The sequence below is a fragment of the Shewanella sp. KJ2020 genome (genome assembly GCF_024197625.1).
Taxonomy (GTDB): Bacteria; Pseudomonadota; Gammaproteobacteria; order Enterobacterales; family Shewanellaceae; genus Shewanella.
Map to the genome: position 1 here is coordinate 81,439 of NZ_JAKUKD010000015.1, position 17,326 is coordinate 98,764.

The following is a 17,326-nucleotide window of genomic DNA, read 5'->3' on the forward strand; positions in this document are numbered from 1 at the left end:
CAAAGCCCCTCGGGGCTTTGTTAGCGTCGACGATTATTCTTCGTCGATTACAGCTTGGTAGCCTTCGGCATCCAGCAGAGCGTCGACTTCTGCTTCGTCAGAAGGCATCACGCGGAAGAACCAGCCTTCGCCGTAAGCGTCGCTGTTAACGAGTTCTGGAGAATCTTCCAGTGCTTCGTTCACGGCAATCACTTCGCCAGAAATAGGAGAATAAATATCAGAGGCCGCTTTTACTGATTCAGCAACGGCACAGTCATCACCCGCAGTGACAGTGTCGCCAACTTCTGGAAGCTCAACGAAAACCATGTCACCCAGTAATTCTTGGGCGTGTTCTGTGATACCTACTGTGTAGCTACCGTCTTCTTCCTTGCGGATCCATTCGTGTGAAGAGGCGTACTTCAGTTCTGTCGGAATATTGCTCATTGTTCTTGTTCCTTGTTCCGTTTTTTTAAAATGCTTGTTTACCGTTGCGCACAAAGTTTGGCGCTACTACTCTAACAGCCACACGCTTTTTACGCATTTCGACTTCCGCCGTATCCCCAATAGCGTTAGGAACACGCGCCATCGCAATAGAATAGCCCAATGTTGGCGAGAAAGTACCGCTGGTAATCACGCCTTGGTGTTCTGTGCCGGCTGCGTCGGTGAAAAATACTGGCATATCATGGCGTAACACGCCCTTTTCTTCCATCACTAGGCCGACTAATTTGTCGGTGCCCGCATCGCGCAGTGCTTCAAGCGCCTTACGGCCGATAAAGTCACGGTCTGTCGGTTCCCATGCAATGGTCCAGCCCATGTTGGCGGCCAGTGGGTTGATGGTTTCGTCCATATCTAGGCCGTAGAGGTTCATACCGGCTTCGAGACGTAATGTATCGCGAGCGCCTAAACCACAGGGTTTAACACCTTGATCTAATAGGGCTTGCCACAGAGCTTGGGCTTCTTCTTCTGGAACGATAATCTCGTAGCCCGCTTCACCCGTGTAACCTGTCGTGGCGATAAACAGTGAGCCAGCTTGCTTACCGAAGAAGGGCTTCATGCCTTCGATGGCGGCGTTTTGCTCGGCGCTGAATACAGCGGCGGCTTTGGTCTTAGCATTAGGACCTTGAACGGCGATCATCGCCAGCTCAGGACGCTCGGTTACAGTGACATCAAAACCTTGGGCTTGCTTGGCAATCCAAGCTAAGTCTTTTTCGCGGGTCGCGGAGTTAACCACAACGCGGTAGAAAGTGTCGGTGAGGTAGTAAGTAATAAGGTCGTCGATGATGCCGGCATTATCATCTAACATGCCGCTGTATAAGGCTTTACCTGGCACTTTAAGTCTAGCCACATCGTTTGCCAGCAGCTTACGTAAAAATGTACAAGCGTCGCTACCCGTCACATCAACCACAGTCATGTGGGAAACGTCGAACATACCCGCATCTTGACGTACTGCGTGGTGTTCTTCGATTTGTGAGCCATAGTTGAGGGGCATATCCCAGCCGTGGAAGTCGACCATCTTAGCGTTTGATTCTAAGTGCTTGTTAAACAGAATAGTTTTATTAGCCATTGTTATCCCTTTTGTGCGGCCTTTTTCAGGTCTCTGCCTAGTGTAGGGTGTAGATACTAGGGTCTAAAATGCGGCGAAATTATACCTTGCGTCACAAATTTGTATACAGGAGATTTTTCTAATCCGAAGTTTGTGTCATTAGATTTTCTTATCTTTAACATGTAATTTTTTTACATACAAAGGCCAGATTTGTTCAGCTTACCGCCAATATGCTGATATTAGCGGCAATTCTGGTCACATTAGCGCAACCTAGGCTAACGGCATAACTTAGGCAACGTCGGCTTATTACCCATGGCCTGTTGCATGAACACTGTTTTCAGCCCAGCGACATTATCGACTAGGTTTAATCCGAGATCGCGCAGCGCTTTTTTAACTGGGTTTGAACCCTCGAATAGGCGTTTGAAGCCCTCCATCGCCGCGATCATCTCCATCGCATCGGCCTTGCGCCAACGCTCTAACGCGCGCAGCTGTGCATAATCGCCAATGTCCTTGCCCGCTTGCTGTAACTCGCTGACCACTTGGATAATACTGGCCGCATCTAAAAAGCCGAGGTTCACCCCTTGGCCAGCTAATGGATGAATCGTATGGGCCGCATCGCCAGCTAACACTAAACGGTGGCGGGCAAAATGGCGGGCGTAACGCATCCGTAATGGGAAGGCTTGGCGCTCGCTTTCCAGCTTACAAATTCCCAAGCGACCGTCGAAAGCGGCGGTTAAGTTGCGCTCGAATTGCACTTTATCCATCGCCAGTAATTCAGTGGCGCGCTCGGGCGGTACCGACCAGACGATGGAGCAGAGATTGTCTTCATACAAAGGTAAAAATGCTAAGGGGCCATCCTGCAAAAACACTTGGCGGGCGGTGGCAAGGTGCGGCATTTCGGTGCGGATAGTCGCGACTATCGCATGGTGGCCGTAATCCCAAAAGGTTAACGGGATCTTACATTGCTCGCGCATCCAAGAGTTCGCGCCATCGGCGGCAATCACCAGCGCGGCACTAACGCTTTCTATTTCAGCATCGGCGCCATTGGCAAGGGTCAACCAGGCTTCGCGCTCACCAAAGGCGATGCGTTCTAGGCGTTGGTTTTGGATATGGGTGATATTGTCAAACTCACTGGCGCGTTTCGCCAGCGCAAAGCTAATGGCATCGTTTTCGATAATCGCGCCTAGGCTGGTTTCGCCGATACTGTTGGCATCAAAAGCAATTTTGCCGAAACCGTCTTTATCCCACACAGCCATTTTTTGATAGGGTGTGGCGCGGGAAGTATCTAGATAACTCCATGCCCCTAAGTGCTCCAACAAACGCTGGCTCGCCTTATTGATGGCGCTCACCCGCAGGCGCGGCTCGCCGACAACGGCCTCGGTATGGCCCGCATCGATAACCACCACATTCAAATTGGCTTGAGCCAACCCAATCGCGGTGGCGAGCCCCACCATGCCGCCACCCACAATGGCGATGTCATAGGCTTGTGAACTTAACATGGGTACATCCTTTTCGCGTTGCGATACCAGTAATGAAAAGCGGGTTATTTCCAGCCCATCGCCCTTCGAGCGACGGGGGTTTTCAGTGGCGGAAACCAAGACAGTAAACGTAATCCGAGATTACGCCCAAGGGCCAAGGGCCAGTATTGGTTAGAGAAGCCACGGACTAAAAATTCGATATTACGGATAGTGCTGTTTCTGTCCTGCTCGCGGGCATTAAGGTACGCATGGGTCACGGCGGCGGAGCCGATATCCTCACCCTGCGCGAGTGCAGTGTTAAGCACCTCGAGCAAACTGACTACATCCCTAAGCCCTAGGTTAAAGCCCTGCCCCGCAATTGGGTGCAGTGTCTGCGCCGCATTGCCGATAAACACACATCTGTGGTGGATTGGCCTTGGCATATAGGACAAGTTCAGCGGATACGCATGGCGCTCGCTCACATCGATAAACGTGCCGGCACGGTAACCAAAGGCCTGCTGCAGCGCCGCTAAAAACTCGGCCTTAGGCGCGGCTTGCATCTGTTTAGCCTGCGCATCATCGAGTGCCCAGACTAGGGATAAGCGAGGTTGCCCTTGGCTATCGCCCATAGGTAATAAGGCTAAGGGGCCCGTTTCAGTAAATCTTTCGTAGGCCCAGTGCTGATGCGGCTTGTCGGTTTGAATATTGGCGATAATCGCGGTTTGCTCGAAGGCCACTTGGGTCACAGGCAAATTAAAACTGCTGCGCACTTTAGATTGCAAACCATCGGCGGCGACCACCAGTTTGGCTTGAATACGCTCGCCCGTGTCGAGCACTAAGGTGTGACCTTCGATACCCGCTTCTACTTGGGCAAGTTTAGCGGGGCAATAGAGTTTGACATGACTCTTATGCAACTCGTTAAACAGCACTTGGCCGACCCGCTCAAGCTCAACCACTTGGCCTAGGGCATCTAAATGGAACTGCGCCGCATTTAACTCTGTCATGCCAAAGTGGCCGCGGTCCGACACATGGATGTTTTCAATCGCCGTGCCCAAATGGGCGAGCTTTTGCCATAAACCTAAACGGGATAATTCGAAGATAGAACCGTGGGCAATAGCAATAGAGCGGGCATCGAATCCGGGGTGGCTTTTATCGGGAACCTGGGCCTCGATGAGCGCCACAGAGACTGAGGCAGATGTTTGGGAAAGACGGGCGAGCGCTAATGCTAAGGTCGCCCCCGCCATGGCACCGCCTACAATGGCAATGTCGACGTTTTGAACTGAAGTATCCATGTGATTTATGGCCGTCATGGGGTCTCATTCAAGCTATGGCATGGCGATTAAGTGCGTAACGCCATAAATAATGTAAGTTACAAAGGCTGACATTAAGCCCGCCTTTTAAGTCCATTTCATAACATCGCGGTGATCAGTGAACTACCGCCGCATCTTCCTGCTCACCGAGGGGGATCTCTGGGCCAAATTCCGAATAGCACATAATCGCGGCGATGCGCACAAACTCGAGTAATTCGATGTAGGCGGTTTCCGATTCTTCATCGTCGGCGACATCAAATTCAACTTGGGCGATTTCGGCGAGATCTTTGATCACTTCGCGCACCTCAACCGAAGCTTGGTTGAGTTTAGGTTGAATAATTGCAATTCCCGTTAGGAAGCTTTGAGTCCATAGGGACAAAGCCTCAACACGCCTGCTGAGCGGCTCTTCTTCTTCGGGTAATAACGGCATAAAGCCAAATTCGAAGTCCACTAATCGGGCCACAGAATCTTGGAATAAATCACACACCAGCTGATGCAAAGGCTCAGGTAATGCTTGGCCATCATTCATCAGATCAAATAAAGGTTTTATCCAGATATCACCAGTTTGCTCTACACCGCCACAGATTAAACCCACTAAGGCGCCGTGAACTTCCACGGGATGTTGGCCGATTTCAGCCGCATCTAAGGCGAGTTTTAAGCTGTCGATACGTAACGAAGGAGGGGTTGCCATATCAGATCCCAATAAGAATTTTCCAGCAGCAATGCTAGCAGAGATAGAGACTTGAACCAACACTGAATCCCGATTCTCGCCCCCTAAGATAAAAATTCCCACAACTGCTCACACAAGCAGCAAACAAAACGCTGGATAGTCAATCCGATTGCGGCTTACCTTGCACTTTTAATATCAGCCCTATATAGTCCGCCCTATCGCTGCCAACAAAAGGATCTTCCGCGAATGAGTAACAGTGCTGTTGAAATTACCCTACTCGGGCGCACCTACTCTATCGCTTGCCCGAAAGGTCAAGAGGATGCCTTGCGTACTGTCGCCCAAGGGGTTGAACAACAACTCACTTCGGTGAAAATCCGCACCAATAGTTTGAGCCGTGAAGAAATTGCCATTATGGCGGCGCTGAATATTGGACACGAGCTGTACCAAGAAAAGCAGAAAAATAAACATTATATGAAACAAATGGATGACCGCATCAGTCTGTTGCAGTCAACCCTAGAAAGCGCCTTAGTTGAGCGTTCAACCAAATAGATTTAAACTGGGCAACTCGGCAATTTAGCCACTCGTTTTCGAACAAGCGTTGCACAGAGAATGACTAAACTGGCCTATACTTTTATAGCCAATGCTTTAGTGATTCAATACCGTTTTTGCTCCCTGGGGTGCAGGCCAACTGGTAATGTCCCTGTGCCGATAATTTTGATCTCAGGGTGAATGCTTTACCGACATTGAGCATGCTCGGCTCGTACCGAGAAGCCTTAGGAGGTAATCATTTACCCGCCTTGAACCTACGGTTCAAGGGCTACACCGGTAGCGGCATTCTGGGGAGCATCTTATTACTATGGTTATTTCTGCCAAAACTTCTGACTTTTGTCCTTCGACTGCAAACACAAGCCTGCCCACAGTGGATAAGGTGAGTCGAGACCAATTAAGAAAAACCATCCGCAGTGCCCGTAAATCCCTATCAGTAACAGAGCAAAGCCAAGCAAGCATAAACGCCTGCCAACGTATGCTCGATGCGTTAAAAGCTAAAAAAGTTAAGCATGTCGCCCTGTATCTCACCCACGATGGCGAACTCGCCACACCGCCGCTGATTGAAGCGCTTTGGCAGCTCGGCATTCAAACTTATCTGCCAAGATTGCATCCCTTCAATGCGGGGCAATTAGTGTTTCTCCATTACAGCGCAAACACCCCCATGCAGCCCAATCAATTTGGGATCTTAGAACCTAAGCTTGATGTGCGCGCCATTATGCCGATAGAACGCCTCGATGTGGTGATCACGCCGCTCGTTGCCTTTGATTTAAAAGGCAATCGCATGGGGATGGGCGGCGGCTATTACGATAGGACACTCGCGAACTGGCAAGATAAGGGAAAACCTTTGCCTATGGGTTATGCCCACGATTGCCAGCAAGTGCCCCGTTTACCCTGCGAGCATTGGGATGTGCCTTTGCCCTTTATCATCACCCCAAGCCGGGTGCTGAGGTTTTAAAAAGAAGGGGCAAGAAACTAGAAGCTAGAGCGCTTCGCTGCTAGAAAAAGCAGAGCGTCGCTCCATAACGACTTCTTCTTGAATCTAGATTCTAGAGCCATGCAATGGCGTTATAAAGGCCGCAGGCCGTTCTAGATTTTTCTTTACCTTAAATGCCGGCCACCATCGACATTATGGCTGCGCCCCGTGATATAGCGACTATCGAGCAGATATTGGACTAAAGCGATAATTTCCTGATTGCCCGCTTCCTTTGGCAGAATCGCCTTAGTTAAAGTCTTTTGCCGATAGGCTGCATCATCACTTGGGTTAAATAGGATCATCGCCGGCGCGATCGAATTGACTTTTACTTCGGGTGCAAATTTGGCGGCAAAGGATAGCGTCATATTGTGCAAAGCGGCTTTGCTGGCGGCGTAGGCAATGTGTTTGGCACTGCCCTTTTCGGCCACGTAGTCCGTAATATGAATCACATCACTTGCACCTATCTCGCCTTCGGCCCCCGCTCGTAACTGCGACTCTAAGGCTAGATTCAACTGATAGGGCACGCTTACATGCACCTGCATCATTCGCTGCAACACCTCATGGGCAGCGAGGGATGGGCTGTTATCCGCCAGCCAGTCCGATGCGTTATGGATAATGGCGCGAAACTTTGGGTACTGGCTTAATTGTTCAATTAGGGTTTGTACCTGAGCATTATCGTAGAAATCACCTTGGATTAAGGTCGCACCAAGGGCTTGTAGCTCATCAATGCTGGGATAATGGCTGCGATAGGTGCCAATCACCTGCTGACCTTGGGCGAGAAAGTGTTTAGCAAGGGCGTAGCCTATACGCTTACCCACGCCAGTGATAATAATGGGAGATGTCATAGCTATCCTTTATTTTTAGTCAGTGACTTACTCTGTGGTAAGCCGCTCACTTAACAATAGGCAATCAGGTTAAACTGATGAATAACCAAGATATTACTGCACTCATTTGAATTTAACCTAGCAAAAAGCCAAATAAGATGCCGAACCAATCTAAAATCAGCTGAGATCTAAAACCTTTGGCACTGCGTATAGGGTAAGAGAAAACCAAGTTTAGTGACCAAGCCAAGTGCTTTAACTAAGTATGTAATCAAGTCATCAAAGGTGAACCCGATGGAACTGCGGATTTTTTACGATGGTAACTGTCCATTATGTAGCGCCGAAATGCGTCAACTGAAAGCGCGCGATCCCAAAAACTTGATTGTGCTAGAGGACTTAAATGCACCCGGCTTTAGCGAGCGTTTCAGCCATATAGATAGAGACTACGCCAATACGATTCTCCACGGCGAAACCGCAACGGGTGAAGTGTTACTCGGGTTAGATGTCACCTGCAAAGCGTGGGCGCTAACTGGCACCCGCTCTTGGGTACAGCTATTACGTTTGCCTGTGATTAAACCCATTGCCGATTGGTGTTATCTCAGATTCGCAAAACACAGGTATCGCATCTCTTATTTACTGACGGGCAAAGCCCGCTGCAATGATAACTGCCAACTGCCCACTCAGCGTCGCTGAATGGGCACTGAAAGCGTAAAATGCAGGCATAAAAAAACGGAGCTTAATGGCTCCGTTTTTAATACGTCATAACCTAGACAGATTATCTGAAAGATTATTTAACGAAATCAACGCCTAGTTTGATATCGCCTTTCAGCGTATCTAACATAGCATCACGGGCGTTAGCTTCAAATGCACTCACTTCACCGTAAGGCAGTACTTTTTCAATACCATTTTTGCCTAACAGCACAGGTTGTGCGAAGAATTCTGCGTGCTCGCTGCCGCCGTCAACATAGGCGCATTCAACGATGTTAGCTTCGCCTTGCAGACCACGAACCAAAGACAGACCGAAACGGCAAGCTGCTTGACCCATAGACAGAGTCGCGCTTCCGCCACCGGCTTTAGCTTCAACCACTTCAGTACCCGCGTTTTGAATGCGAGTTGTCATTGCTGCTACTTCTTCATCAGTGAAAGTCACGCCTTCAACTTGAGACAGTAATGGCAGAATGGTCACGCCACTGTGGCCGCCAATCACGTTTACTTTAACGTCAGCAACGTTTAAACCTTTTAATTCAGCAATAAAGGTTTCTGAACGGATAACGTCAAGGGTAGTCACACCGAATAAACGGTTTTTGTCGTAAACGCCGGCTTTTTTCATCACTTCTGCTGCGATAGCAACAGTTGTGTTTACTGGGTTAGTGATAATACCAACCAAAGCTTTAGGGCAAGTCGCAGCCACTTTCTCAATCAGGTTACGTACGATACCTGCGTTGATATTGAACAGATCTGAGCGATCCATACCGGGCTTACGTGCAACACCAGCAGAGATCAATACAACATCAGCACCAACCAGTGCAGGTGTTGGATCTTCGCCAGCAAAACCTTTGATTTCAACAGCAGTTGGGATGTGGCTCAAGTCAACCGCAACACCCGGAGTTACCGGTGCGATATCGTATAGAGACAATTGTGAACCCGCAGGCAGTTGAGTTTTTAACAGTAGGGCAAGAGCCTGGCCGATACCACCAGCAGCACCAAGTACAGCAACTTTCATAGTTATCTCCGTTATTTCTCGGATATGTGTGACATGGATCTAATTTGCGTTGGCGTCACATTACTGGAATGTCACGCTAATTTCAATTATCCCTTAGTCGTGGGACAAAAGAATTCCGGAATAACTTAGAAGCAATGTAGAACAATTACTCAAATTGATATTTTTACGCCCCCAATAAACGCTTAACCATAGGGGGTTAGTGAATTTTTATTCAACCAATCTGGTTATTTGTTGACAATTTTTCTAAAAATATTCAAAATGGGCCTGTTTTTTTGAATAACGAATAATAATATTATGCAAACGACCAAGAATCAGGATGACCTTGTTAGAATTTTTAAGTCGATTTTAAAAGAAGAGCGCTTTGGCTCTCAGAGTGAAATCGTCACCGCCTTGCAAGCAGAAGGCTTTGGTAATATTAACCAATCGAAAGTATCGCGCATGCTCAGCAAGTTCGGTGCTGTGCGGACGCGCAACGCTAAGCAAGAAATGGTGTATTGCTTACCGGCCGAATTAGGTGTGCCCACCGCGGGCAGCCCATTAAAGAATTTGGTGCTCGATGTTGACCATAACCAAGCGATGATTGTTGTGCGCACCAGCCCTGGCGCCGCCCAATTAATTGCCCGTTTATTGGACTCCATTGGTAAACCCGAAGGGATTTTGGGGACGATTGCCGGTGATGACACTATCTTTATTTGCCCATCGAGCATCCAAGATATCGCCGATACCTTAGAAACCATCAAATCTTTATTCAATTACGCAGAATAAAAAAACAGGTCAGCTCGCTGACCTGTTCTATTTTAGCTGTACACTGCACGGTCCAGTATATTGACGGTTTTCGGATGACTGTCCCGTTTACGTTACAGCTTTCATCTCAATATTACCTGATTGCGTACCTTAGTAGGCCACACTGATCCTTTGATTGGGATGCGTACCCTTTTCGGCTTCATCGAGCATGGCTTTAGCGTAGTCGGTGACTGATATGCGGCTTTGACCATTGGCGTCGGTAAAGAAGCTATCGCCACCAAAACGATATGGGCCTTCACTCTCGCCAGGATAAATCTCAGCGGCAGGGCTCACAAAGGTCCAGTTCACCGTTGTATTGGCTTCTCTAAACACCTTTAATGCTTCAACCGCCGCTAATGCTTCGCTCTTGTAAGCTTCGGGAAAGTCAGGGCTTGACACTAAAGTCACACCTGGCGCTACCTCTAAACTCCCTGCTCCACCCACCCATAATAAACGCGGCACTTTGGCCTTAGGTAATATCGCTAATAAATGGGTGGCCGTTCCCGCCACTATTTCGTGATTTTGTGCGGCACGACCACCGATTGCGGCGATCACGACATCCTGATTGGTAAAGCTATCAGCAACAAGTGGCTGATTTAAATCTACTGTGCGCACTGCAACATTCGTTGTTGGTAATTTACTTGGATCACGAACAAGTGCTGTGACTTCATGTCCTCGGCTTAGTGCTTCTTTTAAAATTGCACCACCAATCCAACCTGTTGCACCTAATATTGCAATTTTCATCTGATAAGTCTCTCTACTGATTTATATTGAGCTCAGTTTACTTGCGACACTTCACGTGATAAATATCAATAAATGAGCAATATTGTTTCAGTTTGAGATACTAATATGGATAAAATTGCGGCAATACGTAGCTTTGTCGAAGTGGCAAACTGCGGTAGCTTTACCAAAGCAGCAGAACATTTAGACCTCAGCCGCCTGCAGGTGTCCCGCCATATTCAAGAAGTCGAACAGTGGCTTAATCTGCGTTTATTGCACCGCACCACCCGCAGTGTGAGCCTAACCCTGCAGGGAGAGGAAGCATTTCATTATTGTCAGCGCGTCTTAAGCGAAGTCGCCGCCATGGAGAGCCGGGCCCATAGCCATAATACTGAGCTGGTTGGCAGTATTCGCATCGCCACGCCCATTGGCCTTGGTCAGCACAGCCTGTTCGATGTCGTCGACCGCTTTATTAAGTTGCACCCTAAAGTAACTATTCAATTGGTAATGTCCGACAGCATGGCGCAATTGGTGGATGAAAGGGTCGATGTAGCATTACGTTATACCGAAAGACCCGATGATAGTCTTATTGCGCGGCGGCTGATGACCATAGACGAAGTGCTGTGCGCCTCCCCCAATTACCTCGCGGCGGTCACACCGCTATCGGCCCCCATAGATCTACTCGAACATAATTGCCTTATCCATTCGTCACAGCAAAGTTGGCATTTTCTGAATGAGCAGCAGACTGAGTTGATTAAGCCTAGGGGGAATCTAAAAGCAAACGATATGGGCGTGTTATTGAGTGCGACCCTCAGAGGACACGGGATTGCCCGCCTGCCCTGCGACTTAGCCAACCAATACCTTGCCAGTGGCCAACTTATTGAAGTATTACCTGAGTTTACCGCGCCCGGCCAAGCACTGTGGGCCGTATATTTATCCCGCAGCTATCAACAGATTTTAGTCAGAAGCTTTATTGATTTTACCGCCCAGCAATGGCAGTTCGACATCAAAAAATGGACCCATGCCACTTAGCGTTATCCACAAAAAACGCACTTAGCCAGAGTAGCCTAAGTGCGTCATTCTCATATAAAAACTGATTAAAATTTGGCTTATTCGTCAAATTGCAGCATAAAATCCAAGGCGGGAGCAAAGAAGGATGAGCCCGTCATCGCCTTAGTAAAATGCATCAAATGATCATGATTCCCTTCGCCATCGCCAAACATCATGCTGTGCAGCATCTGCTCAAAATGATCCGGTGTACGGCAGTTAGAGATAAACATCAGTCCCTGCTCTTTAAGCGAGCCATAGGGCATGCTTTGGCGCAAAATCTCAATCGAGTTGCCATCGGCATCCTTAAGATTCACACGTTTAATATGGCTAGTAAGCGGCTTATCTTCCGACGCATACTCAATGTTATCTTGCTTAGTGCGACCGATGATATCTTCTTGCTTTTTAAGAGGTAATCTATGCCACTTACTCAGATTGTGGGCATATTTTTGTACATGGATATAGCTGCCCCCCTTAAACTCTGGATCTTCATCCCCCACTAAAGCCACCTCTTGACGGTGACGACCCTTAGGGTTTTCGGTGCCGTCAACAAATCCGGTCAGATCGCGGCTATCCATAAATCTAAAACCACGTTCTTCTTCGACTAGTTCGACTAAGTCTTCAAACATCTGGCTGATTTCGTTGGCGACTAAATGCAAGATATCGTAGCGATCGCAGCGGATATGCACGAATAAATCATATTCAATTGCAGGGGCTTCACGGCTACCCACTTGCATAGCAGGGAAAGGTTTAAGCATTTCGGGGCGAGAATCGGGATACAAGCTATCCCAATAATTTGCGCCAATTGCGACAAAACCATTGAATGCGCTATCGGAATACTGGTCCGTCAGCTCATAAATATACTGCGCTACGTTGGCAATACAGGGACGTAATTGCGACTCAACATTGTCATTGGCGTTAAACATCAAATAGACACTATGTAAGTTTCCCTCTGCACACACACCCAACTGTTCACGCGGCATATTTTGAATATCCATTTGGTTATTACCTTTTTCTAGACTCATTTTCGGCAATATTATCCGCAACTTTACCTGAAAATGACATTAACTAACGCACAGTTTATCCGTCTTTGCCATGTAAAGGCGGCGATTTAAACCGCTATATACTGAAATATAAAAATTGACGAGGCAATCACACCTCGTCAATTTTGGTTTACTTAGCCTTTGGCTTCAGTCAAACGGCAGCAAACGATGCCTTAATATCCCGCAGCATAGCCATCTTTACGACTCTCAGAGGCACCACGGTAAACGCCAGTTTCGGCATTAAAGCCAATGGCTTGATAACCACCAAAATCCCCTAGGCCATCACGCAGCACATGACCCTTCTTGATAAGCTCGCGGCGGGTTTCCACCGGGAAGCCCGATTCCAGACTAACGTAGCCGCCATCTGTCATCACTTCCCCCGTTGGCTCGGTTGAACCCATATGCAAAATTCTGGGGGCATCGCCCGCTTCTTGCAAGTTCATTTTAAAATCAATCAGATTGACAATAATTTGCGCGTGCATCTGTGGCTGAGTTGCGCCGCCCATCACCCCAAAACTCAGCCAAGGTTTCCCCTCTTTGGTCACAAAGGCGGGAATAATAGTATGGAATGGACGCTTACCTGGAGCATAGGTATTAAATCGCCCTTCGGTTAAATCGAACATCTGCCCACGGTCCTGCAGCACAAAGCCCAGATCCGGCGGTGTCATTCCCGAGCCCATGCCACGGTAGTTACTCTGGATAAGCGACACCATATTGCCGTCTTTATCCGCCGTCGTGAGATACACAGTATCGCCGTGTTGCAGCGCCGGATTACCCGCATCGACACTCTTAGCGGCCTTATTGAGATCGATTAACTTAGCGCGATCATAGTTATATTGCTGCGAGATAAGCTCTGTGACCGGGACTTTATTAAAAGCCATATCGGCATAGAACTTAGCCCTGTCGGCAAAGGCGAGTTTCTTCGCTTCAACAAATAAATGCACATATTCTGGGCTATTAAAGCCCATGGCGGCAACGTCGAAGGGTTCCATGGTTTTTAGGATTTGCAGCGCCGCAATCCCTTGACCATTGGGCGGTAATTCCCACACATCATAGCCACGGTAATTGACCGAAACCGGATCTATCCATTCACTAGTATGGCTGGCTAAGTCGTCATAACTTAGGTAGCCACCTTGGGCCTTGATGTATTTATCGATACTTTTAGCAATATCCCCTTTGTAAAAGGCATCGCGGCCGCCCTTGGCAATTTTATCGTAGGTGTTAGCCAGCGCAGGATTTTTAAAGATTTCACCCACGGCGGGCATCTTACCATTAGGTATATAGGTTTCTTTAAATCCGGGGAATTTAGAGAGTTTTTTACCGCTGCCCTCTAGGTAATAGGCAATCAGTTCTGACACAGGGAACCCATCACGAGCGTAATCAATCGCTGGCGCTAAATTATCGGCCATAGGCAATTTGCCGAACTTATTGTGCAGCTCGAACCAGCCATCAACGGCACCGGGCACGGAAACAGGCAGAGGCCCAAGTGGCGGAAGATAATCGAGACCTAGGGATTTAAGTTTTTCTAAACTTAAGGATTTGGGACTACGACCCGAGGCATTAAGCCCATAGAGGCGTTTATCTTTGGCGCTCCAGACGATAGCAAATAAATCGCCACCGACACCCGAGCCTGTAGGTTCAACCAACCCTAGCATGGCATTAGCGGCAATGGCCGCATCGACCGCACTGCCGCCCTGTTTGAGTATATCGATAGCGACCTGGGTAGCTAAAGGTTGGCTAGTCGCCGCCATTCCATGGGTGGCATAGACTTCCGAGCGAGTTGCAAAGGCTTTACCTGTGATCCTATCCATGGCTAACACTCCCGATGACGACATTAGCGTTGCCACTGTCACTAAGGTGCAAATTGATTTTATTGTTTTTATCATAATTCCTCCAAATCTGAAGGATTAAGGTACCAAGGACAGCCGAAAATATCACCAAGCCAAACGGCTTTTGCTTAAGTTAAACGTAAGCAAAAATGTCATACTTTAGTTGGCGATAGCTGAGGTAAGTAAGCCTAGGATTCAAATAACACTAGGGAATGTGGCTCAGCCGTTAACTCCACTTTTTGACCCACGCTGAGCTGCATCATTTGGCTACGCACTTCCACATAATGGGCATGGGAGGCGGCTTCAATTTTGACCCAGTAATGGCAAAAAGCACCGAGAAAACGCCGCTCGGTAATAGTGCCGACACCCTGTTCATCGGCGCTGAGTGCTAATTGCTGGGGACGCAAAAATACTGTTCCGCTGAACTCAAGCGGCAAAACCAACGGCGTGAGACTGGTTAAATGGCCTATCGGTGTACTAACCCTATGTCCATCTATGACTGCGGCGGGCAAGTAATTACCGCTGCCTAAAAAATCTGCCACATAGCGGCTATTTGGCGCCGCATACAAGGCTTCGGCACTGCCGTGCTGCACTATTATGCCTTGGTTAAAAATGGCTAAAGTATCAGCAAATACAAAGGCTTCGTCCTTACTATGGGTCACAAATATCGCGCTGACATTGCGCTGTTTTAGAATGCTGCGGATTTCCGCCATCATCTCGTAACGCACTTGGGCATCGATATTCGAAAAAGGCTCATCGAGTAAGAGTAACTGCGGTTCATAGGCAAGTGCCCGCGCAATCGAGACGCGCTGCTGTTGACCACCAGATAACTCATGGGGATAACGCTTTGCCAAGCCTTCTAGTTTGACTAAAGCTAGCATGTCATCTAAACGCGCTTGGCGCTGCGCCGCTGACAACTTAGCCACGCCAAAGAGAATATTTTCCGCCACGGTTAAGTGGGGAAAAAGCGCATAGTCTTGAAAAATCATGCCGATACCGCGCTGCTCGCTGGGCACAAACTGCTTATCAGCACTCACAACACGGCCATTTATCTGGATTTCGCCTTGGCTAATCGCCTGTAATCCGGCAATCGCCCGTAACAGGGTTGTTTTACCACAACCACTCGGGCCGAGCAGCGCGAGGATCTCCCCTTGGGCTAGGTCTAAACTCAAGCCTTTGAGCACCTGTTGCCCCTGATAATCACTATGAACTTGCCTAAGCTTGAGCGTGTTTGACATCAGCTGTGGTGCTCCAAAGAACGGTTTAAATAAAGGAGTGGCACTAGGCCTACGAGTACAATCACTATCGCAGCTAAGGCGCCGTGCTCGAGTTTTTCATCGGACACAAACTGAAAGACATAGGTTGCTAGGTTCTCAAACCCGACGGGACGCAGTAATAGGGCGGCGGGCAGTTCCTTCATGCTTTCGATAAACACCAGTAAAGCCCCCGCAAATAATCCCTTAGCAAGTAAAGGCAAATGCACCCGCCGCAAAAGTTGCCTAGGAGTTTGCCCCATAGTCAAACTCACCATGTCTAGCGATGGCGAGATGCGTTTATAACTGCTCTCAACGCTACCAATGGCGATAGCGACAAAACGTACGCAAAAGGCAAAGATCAGCGCCATAACACTCCCAGTGAATAACAACCCAGGTCCTTTTACCCCAAAAAGATCCGCCAAATCATTAATCGCAAAGTCGAGCATAGTTAAAGGCACCAGCACGCCAATGGCGAGCACTGTGCCCGGTAGCGCATAACCCGTCGAAGCTAAGCGTGAGGGTAAGGCATCGCTCCCCCTAGGGCTAATACGGCGAATAAACATCAGTAATAACGCCACTAAACAGCAAATTAAGCTAGTGATCAGCGCAAGACTTAAACTATTAAAACTCAAGAGCCAGAAGCGAGGGTCCCAACTTTGTTCAAAATAACCAATCGCATAGGCTAATAAAATACCAAAGGGCAGAGCAAAAGCTAACAGCAAGAGTAGACCGCAGAAGCTAAGTGCCAGCAGGGTTTGCCCTGTCGAAAGTCGATATAAATCACTGACTCGAATGTGCGACTGTTTTTGAAAGAGCTGCTGTTTACGGCGGGCAAAACGCTCAAACCCAATCAAGCTAAACACCACCAGCAGAATAATCGCCGATAACTTAGCGGCGGCGGTTAAGTTTCCGTAGCCAAGCCAAGTATCGTACACGGCCGTCGTTAAAGTGGGCACAGCAAAATAACTCACAGTGGCAAAATCAGCGGCGGTCTCCATGGCAACTAAGGCAATACCAACGGCGATCGCTGGCCTTGCCATAGGCAAAGAAAGCCGCCAAAAACTCTGCCAAGGTGAGCATCCCATGATGCGCGAAGCATGGGCCAAGCTTAAGGATTGTTCGGCAAACGCAGTACGTGCCAGCAAATAAATATAGGGGAATAACACCAGCGACAAAATACAGGCCGCGCCGCCTAGGGTGCGAATATCGGGGAAGGAATAATCCTGCGGCGAGTTCCAACCAAACAATGAACGCAGACCGCGCTGCACAGGTCCCGCATAATCGAGTAAATCGGTGTAAACGTAGGCGACAATATATCCGGGCATGGCCAGTGGCAGTAGCAGTGCCCACTGTAAATAATGCCGCCCCCAAAATTCACAACGCGCTACCAGCCAAGCGCAGGGCAGCGCGAGCAAAAGCGCCCCTACACTCACCCAAAAAATCAGCAATAAACTGTTGATGATATAGGTGGGTAACACAGTTGCCATTAAATGCCCAAATACAGCTTCATCGGGCTGTAGCGCCTGAAATATCAGCGCAAATAAAGGCAACACAAATAATGCACCCATGGCATAACCAGCAAGCGACCAGCTCCTGGCTAATCCTAAAATCATGTCAATCCTT

17 protein-coding genes and 1 other RNA gene are annotated in these 17,326 nt (G+C 48.5%); 6 read left to right on the top strand and 12 right to left on the bottom strand.

Annotation, left to right across the window (positions count from 1 at the left end; genetic code table 11):
* Positions 1-33 precede the first annotated feature (33 nt).
* The 5 genes from gcvH to MJO46_RS09390 all read right to left on the bottom strand — a co-directional run bounded on the left by gcvH (position 34) and on the right by MJO46_RS09390 (position 4,980).
* Positions 34-423: a glycine cleavage system protein GcvH gene (gene gcvH / locus MJO46_RS09370; RefSeq protein ID WP_198781041.1), complete on the bottom strand. Its 390-nt coding sequence runs from the start codon at positions 421-423 to the stop codon at positions 34-36.
* 25 nt (positions 424-448) lie between these two features.
* Positions 449-1,543 carry a glycine cleavage system aminomethyltransferase GcvT gene (gene gcvT / locus MJO46_RS09375; RefSeq protein ID WP_253989076.1) on the bottom strand — a complete coding sequence of 365 codons (1,095 nt, stop codon included), beginning with the start codon at positions 1,541-1,543 and terminating at the stop codon, positions 449-451.
* A gap of 254 nt (positions 1,544-1,797) precedes the next feature.
* Positions 1,798-3,021: an FAD-dependent monooxygenase gene (locus MJO46_RS09380; protein WP_253989077.1), complete on the bottom strand. Its 1,224-nt coding sequence runs from the start codon at positions 3,019-3,021 to the stop codon at positions 1,798-1,800.
* 44 nt (positions 3,022-3,065) lie between these two features.
* Positions 3,066-4,289, bottom strand: coding sequence for a 2-octaprenyl-6-methoxyphenyl hydroxylase (gene ubiH / locus MJO46_RS09385; protein ID WP_253989078.1), 1,224 nt, complete (start codon positions 4,287-4,289; stop codon positions 3,066-3,068).
* Between the two features lie 115 nt (positions 4,290-4,404).
* Entirely contained in the window at positions 4,405-4,980 is a 576-nt protein-coding gene (locus tag MJO46_RS09390) for a UPF0149 family protein (RefSeq protein WP_253989079.1), read from the bottom strand.
* A gap of 225 nt (positions 4,981-5,205) precedes the next feature.
* Between MJO46_RS09390 and MJO46_RS09395 the strand changes: the two genes are divergently transcribed.
* The 3 genes from MJO46_RS09395 to MJO46_RS09405 all read left to right on the top strand — a co-directional run bounded on the left by MJO46_RS09395 (position 5,206) and on the right by MJO46_RS09405 (position 6,463).
* Complete coding sequence (locus MJO46_RS09395) at positions 5,206-5,508, top strand: cell division protein ZapA (RefSeq protein ID WP_253989080.1); 303 nt, start codon at positions 5,206-5,208, stop codon at positions 5,506-5,508.
* Positions 5,509-5,625: 117 nt separating this feature from the next.
* A non-coding RNA gene (gene ssrS / locus MJO46_RS09400) (6S RNA) lies at positions 5,626-5,806 on the top strand.
* Between the two features lie 9 nt (positions 5,807-5,815).
* On the top strand, positions 5,816-6,463 hold the full coding sequence (locus tag MJO46_RS09405) for a 5-formyltetrahydrofolate cyclo-ligase (protein WP_253989081.1): 648 nt from the start codon (positions 5,816-5,818) through the stop codon (positions 6,461-6,463).
* Between the two features lie 143 nt (positions 6,464-6,606).
* Here the strand turns inward: MJO46_RS09405 and folM are convergent, their stop codons facing one another.
* Entirely contained in the window at positions 6,607-7,326 is a 720-nt protein-coding gene (gene folM / locus MJO46_RS09410) for a dihydromonapterin reductase (RefSeq protein ID WP_253989082.1), read from the bottom strand.
* A gap of 270 nt (positions 7,327-7,596) precedes the next feature.
* Here folM and MJO46_RS09415 point away from each other — a divergent pair, with 270 nt between their 5' ends.
* Positions 7,597-7,995, top strand: a complete 399-nt coding sequence (locus MJO46_RS09415) for a thiol-disulfide oxidoreductase DCC family protein (RefSeq protein ID WP_253989083.1) — start codon at positions 7,597-7,599, stop codon at positions 7,993-7,995.
* A 94-nt stretch (positions 7,996-8,089) separates the two neighbouring features.
* On the opposite strand, the gene mdh is transcribed toward MJO46_RS09415, so the two are convergent.
* Positions 8,090-9,025: a malate dehydrogenase gene (gene mdh, locus MJO46_RS09420; protein ID WP_253989084.1), complete on the bottom strand. Its 936-nt coding sequence runs from the start codon at positions 9,023-9,025 to the stop codon at positions 8,090-8,092.
* A 294-nt stretch (positions 9,026-9,319) separates the two neighbouring features.
* Between mdh and argR the strand changes: the two genes are divergently transcribed.
* Positions 9,320-9,790: a transcriptional regulator ArgR gene (argR, locus tag MJO46_RS09425; protein WP_006080175.1), complete on the top strand. Its 471-nt coding sequence runs from the start codon at positions 9,320-9,322 to the stop codon at positions 9,788-9,790.
* A gap of 129 nt (positions 9,791-9,919) precedes the next feature.
* Here argR and MJO46_RS09430 read toward each other — a convergent pair whose 3' ends face one another.
* Complete coding sequence (locus MJO46_RS09430; protein WP_253989085.1) at positions 9,920-10,552, bottom strand: NAD(P)-dependent oxidoreductase; 633 nt, start codon at positions 10,550-10,552, stop codon at positions 9,920-9,922.
* Positions 10,553-10,657: 105 nt separating this feature from the next.
* Here MJO46_RS09430 and MJO46_RS09435 point away from each other — a divergent pair, with 105 nt between their 5' ends.
* The gene (locus MJO46_RS09435; protein WP_253989086.1) at positions 10,658-11,560 is read left to right on the top strand and encodes a LysR family transcriptional regulator; all 903 of its coding nucleotides are present in this window, start codon (positions 10,658-10,660) and stop codon (positions 11,558-11,560) included.
* Between the two features lie 77 nt (positions 11,561-11,637).
* On the opposite strand, the gene MJO46_RS09440 is transcribed toward MJO46_RS09435, so the two are convergent.
* The 4 genes from MJO46_RS09440 to MJO46_RS09455 form a co-directional block, all read right to left on the bottom strand.
* A complete protein-coding gene (locus MJO46_RS09440; protein WP_253989087.1) occupies positions 11,638-12,573 on the bottom strand; it encodes a Dyp-type peroxidase in 936 nt (311 codons plus the stop codon).
* Between the two features lie 218 nt (positions 12,574-12,791).
* Positions 12,792-14,504: a gamma-glutamyltransferase gene (ggt, locus tag MJO46_RS09445; protein ID WP_253989088.1), complete on the bottom strand. Its 1,713-nt coding sequence runs from the start codon at positions 14,502-14,504 to the stop codon at positions 12,792-12,794.
* Positions 14,505-14,635: 131 nt separating this feature from the next.
* A complete protein-coding gene (locus MJO46_RS09450; protein WP_253989089.1) occupies positions 14,636-15,685 on the bottom strand; it encodes an ABC transporter ATP-binding protein in 1,050 nt (349 codons plus the stop codon).
* Positions 15,685-17,316 carry an iron ABC transporter permease gene (locus MJO46_RS09455; RefSeq protein WP_253989090.1) on the bottom strand — a complete coding sequence of 544 codons (1,632 nt, stop codon included), beginning with the start codon at positions 17,314-17,316 and terminating at the stop codon, positions 15,685-15,687. Before MJO46_RS09455 ends, MJO46_RS09450 begins: the two co-directional genes overlap by 1 nt.
* Between the last annotated feature and the right edge of the window lie 10 nt (positions 17,317-17,326).

Bases quoted from the DNA above. Each gene is read 5' to 3' on its own strand.
- gcvH (WP_198781041.1), bottom strand. From the start codon at position 423: ATGAGCAATATTCCGACAGAACTGAAGTACGCCTCTTCACACGAATGG.
- gcvT (WP_253989076.1), bottom strand. From the start codon at position 1,543: ATGGCTAATAAAACTATTCTGTTTAACAAGCACTTAGAATCAAACGCT.
- MJO46_RS09380 (WP_253989077.1), bottom strand. From the start codon at position 3,021: ATGTTAAGTTCACAAGCCTATGACATCGCCATTGTGGGTGGCGGCATG.
- ubiH (WP_253989078.1), bottom strand. From the start codon at position 4,289: ATGACGGCCATAAATCACATGGATACTTCAGTTCAAAACGTCGACATT.
- MJO46_RS09390 (WP_253989079.1), bottom strand. From the start codon at position 4,980: ATGGCAACCCCTCCTTCGTTACGTATCGACAGCTTAAAACTCGCCTTA.
- MJO46_RS09395 (WP_253989080.1), top strand. From the start codon at position 5,206: ATGAGTAACAGTGCTGTTGAAATTACCCTACTCGGGCGCACCTACTCT.
- MJO46_RS09405 (WP_253989081.1), top strand. From the start codon at position 5,816: ATGGTTATTTCTGCCAAAACTTCTGACTTTTGTCCTTCGACTGCAAAC.
- folM (WP_253989082.1), bottom strand. From the start codon at position 7,326: ATGACATCTCCCATTATTATCACTGGCGTGGGTAAGCGTATAGGCTAC.
- MJO46_RS09415 (WP_253989083.1), top strand. From the start codon at position 7,597: ATGGAACTGCGGATTTTTTACGATGGTAACTGTCCATTATGTAGCGCC.
- mdh (WP_253989084.1), bottom strand. From the start codon at position 9,025: ATGAAAGTTGCTGTACTTGGTGCTGCTGGTGGTATCGGCCAGGCTCTT.
- argR (WP_006080175.1), top strand. From the start codon at position 9,320: ATGCAAACGACCAAGAATCAGGATGACCTTGTTAGAATTTTTAAGTCG.
- MJO46_RS09430 (WP_253989085.1), bottom strand. From the start codon at position 10,552: ATGAAAATTGCAATATTAGGTGCAACAGGTTGGATTGGTGGTGCAATT.
- MJO46_RS09435 (WP_253989086.1), top strand. From the start codon at position 10,658: ATGGATAAAATTGCGGCAATACGTAGCTTTGTCGAAGTGGCAAACTGC.
- MJO46_RS09440 (WP_253989087.1), bottom strand. From the start codon at position 12,573: ATGGATATTCAAAATATGCCGCGTGAACAGTTGGGTGTGTGTGCAGAG.
- ggt (WP_253989088.1), bottom strand. From the start codon at position 14,504: ATGATAAAAACAATAAAATCAATTTGCACCTTAGTGACAGTGGCAACG.
- MJO46_RS09450 (WP_253989089.1), bottom strand. From the start codon at position 15,685: ATGTCAAACACGCTCAAGCTTAGGCAAGTTCATAGTGATTATCAGGGG.
- MJO46_RS09455 (WP_253989090.1), bottom strand. From the start codon at position 17,316: ATGATTTTAGGATTAGCCAGGAGCTGGTCGCTTGCTGGTTATGCCATG.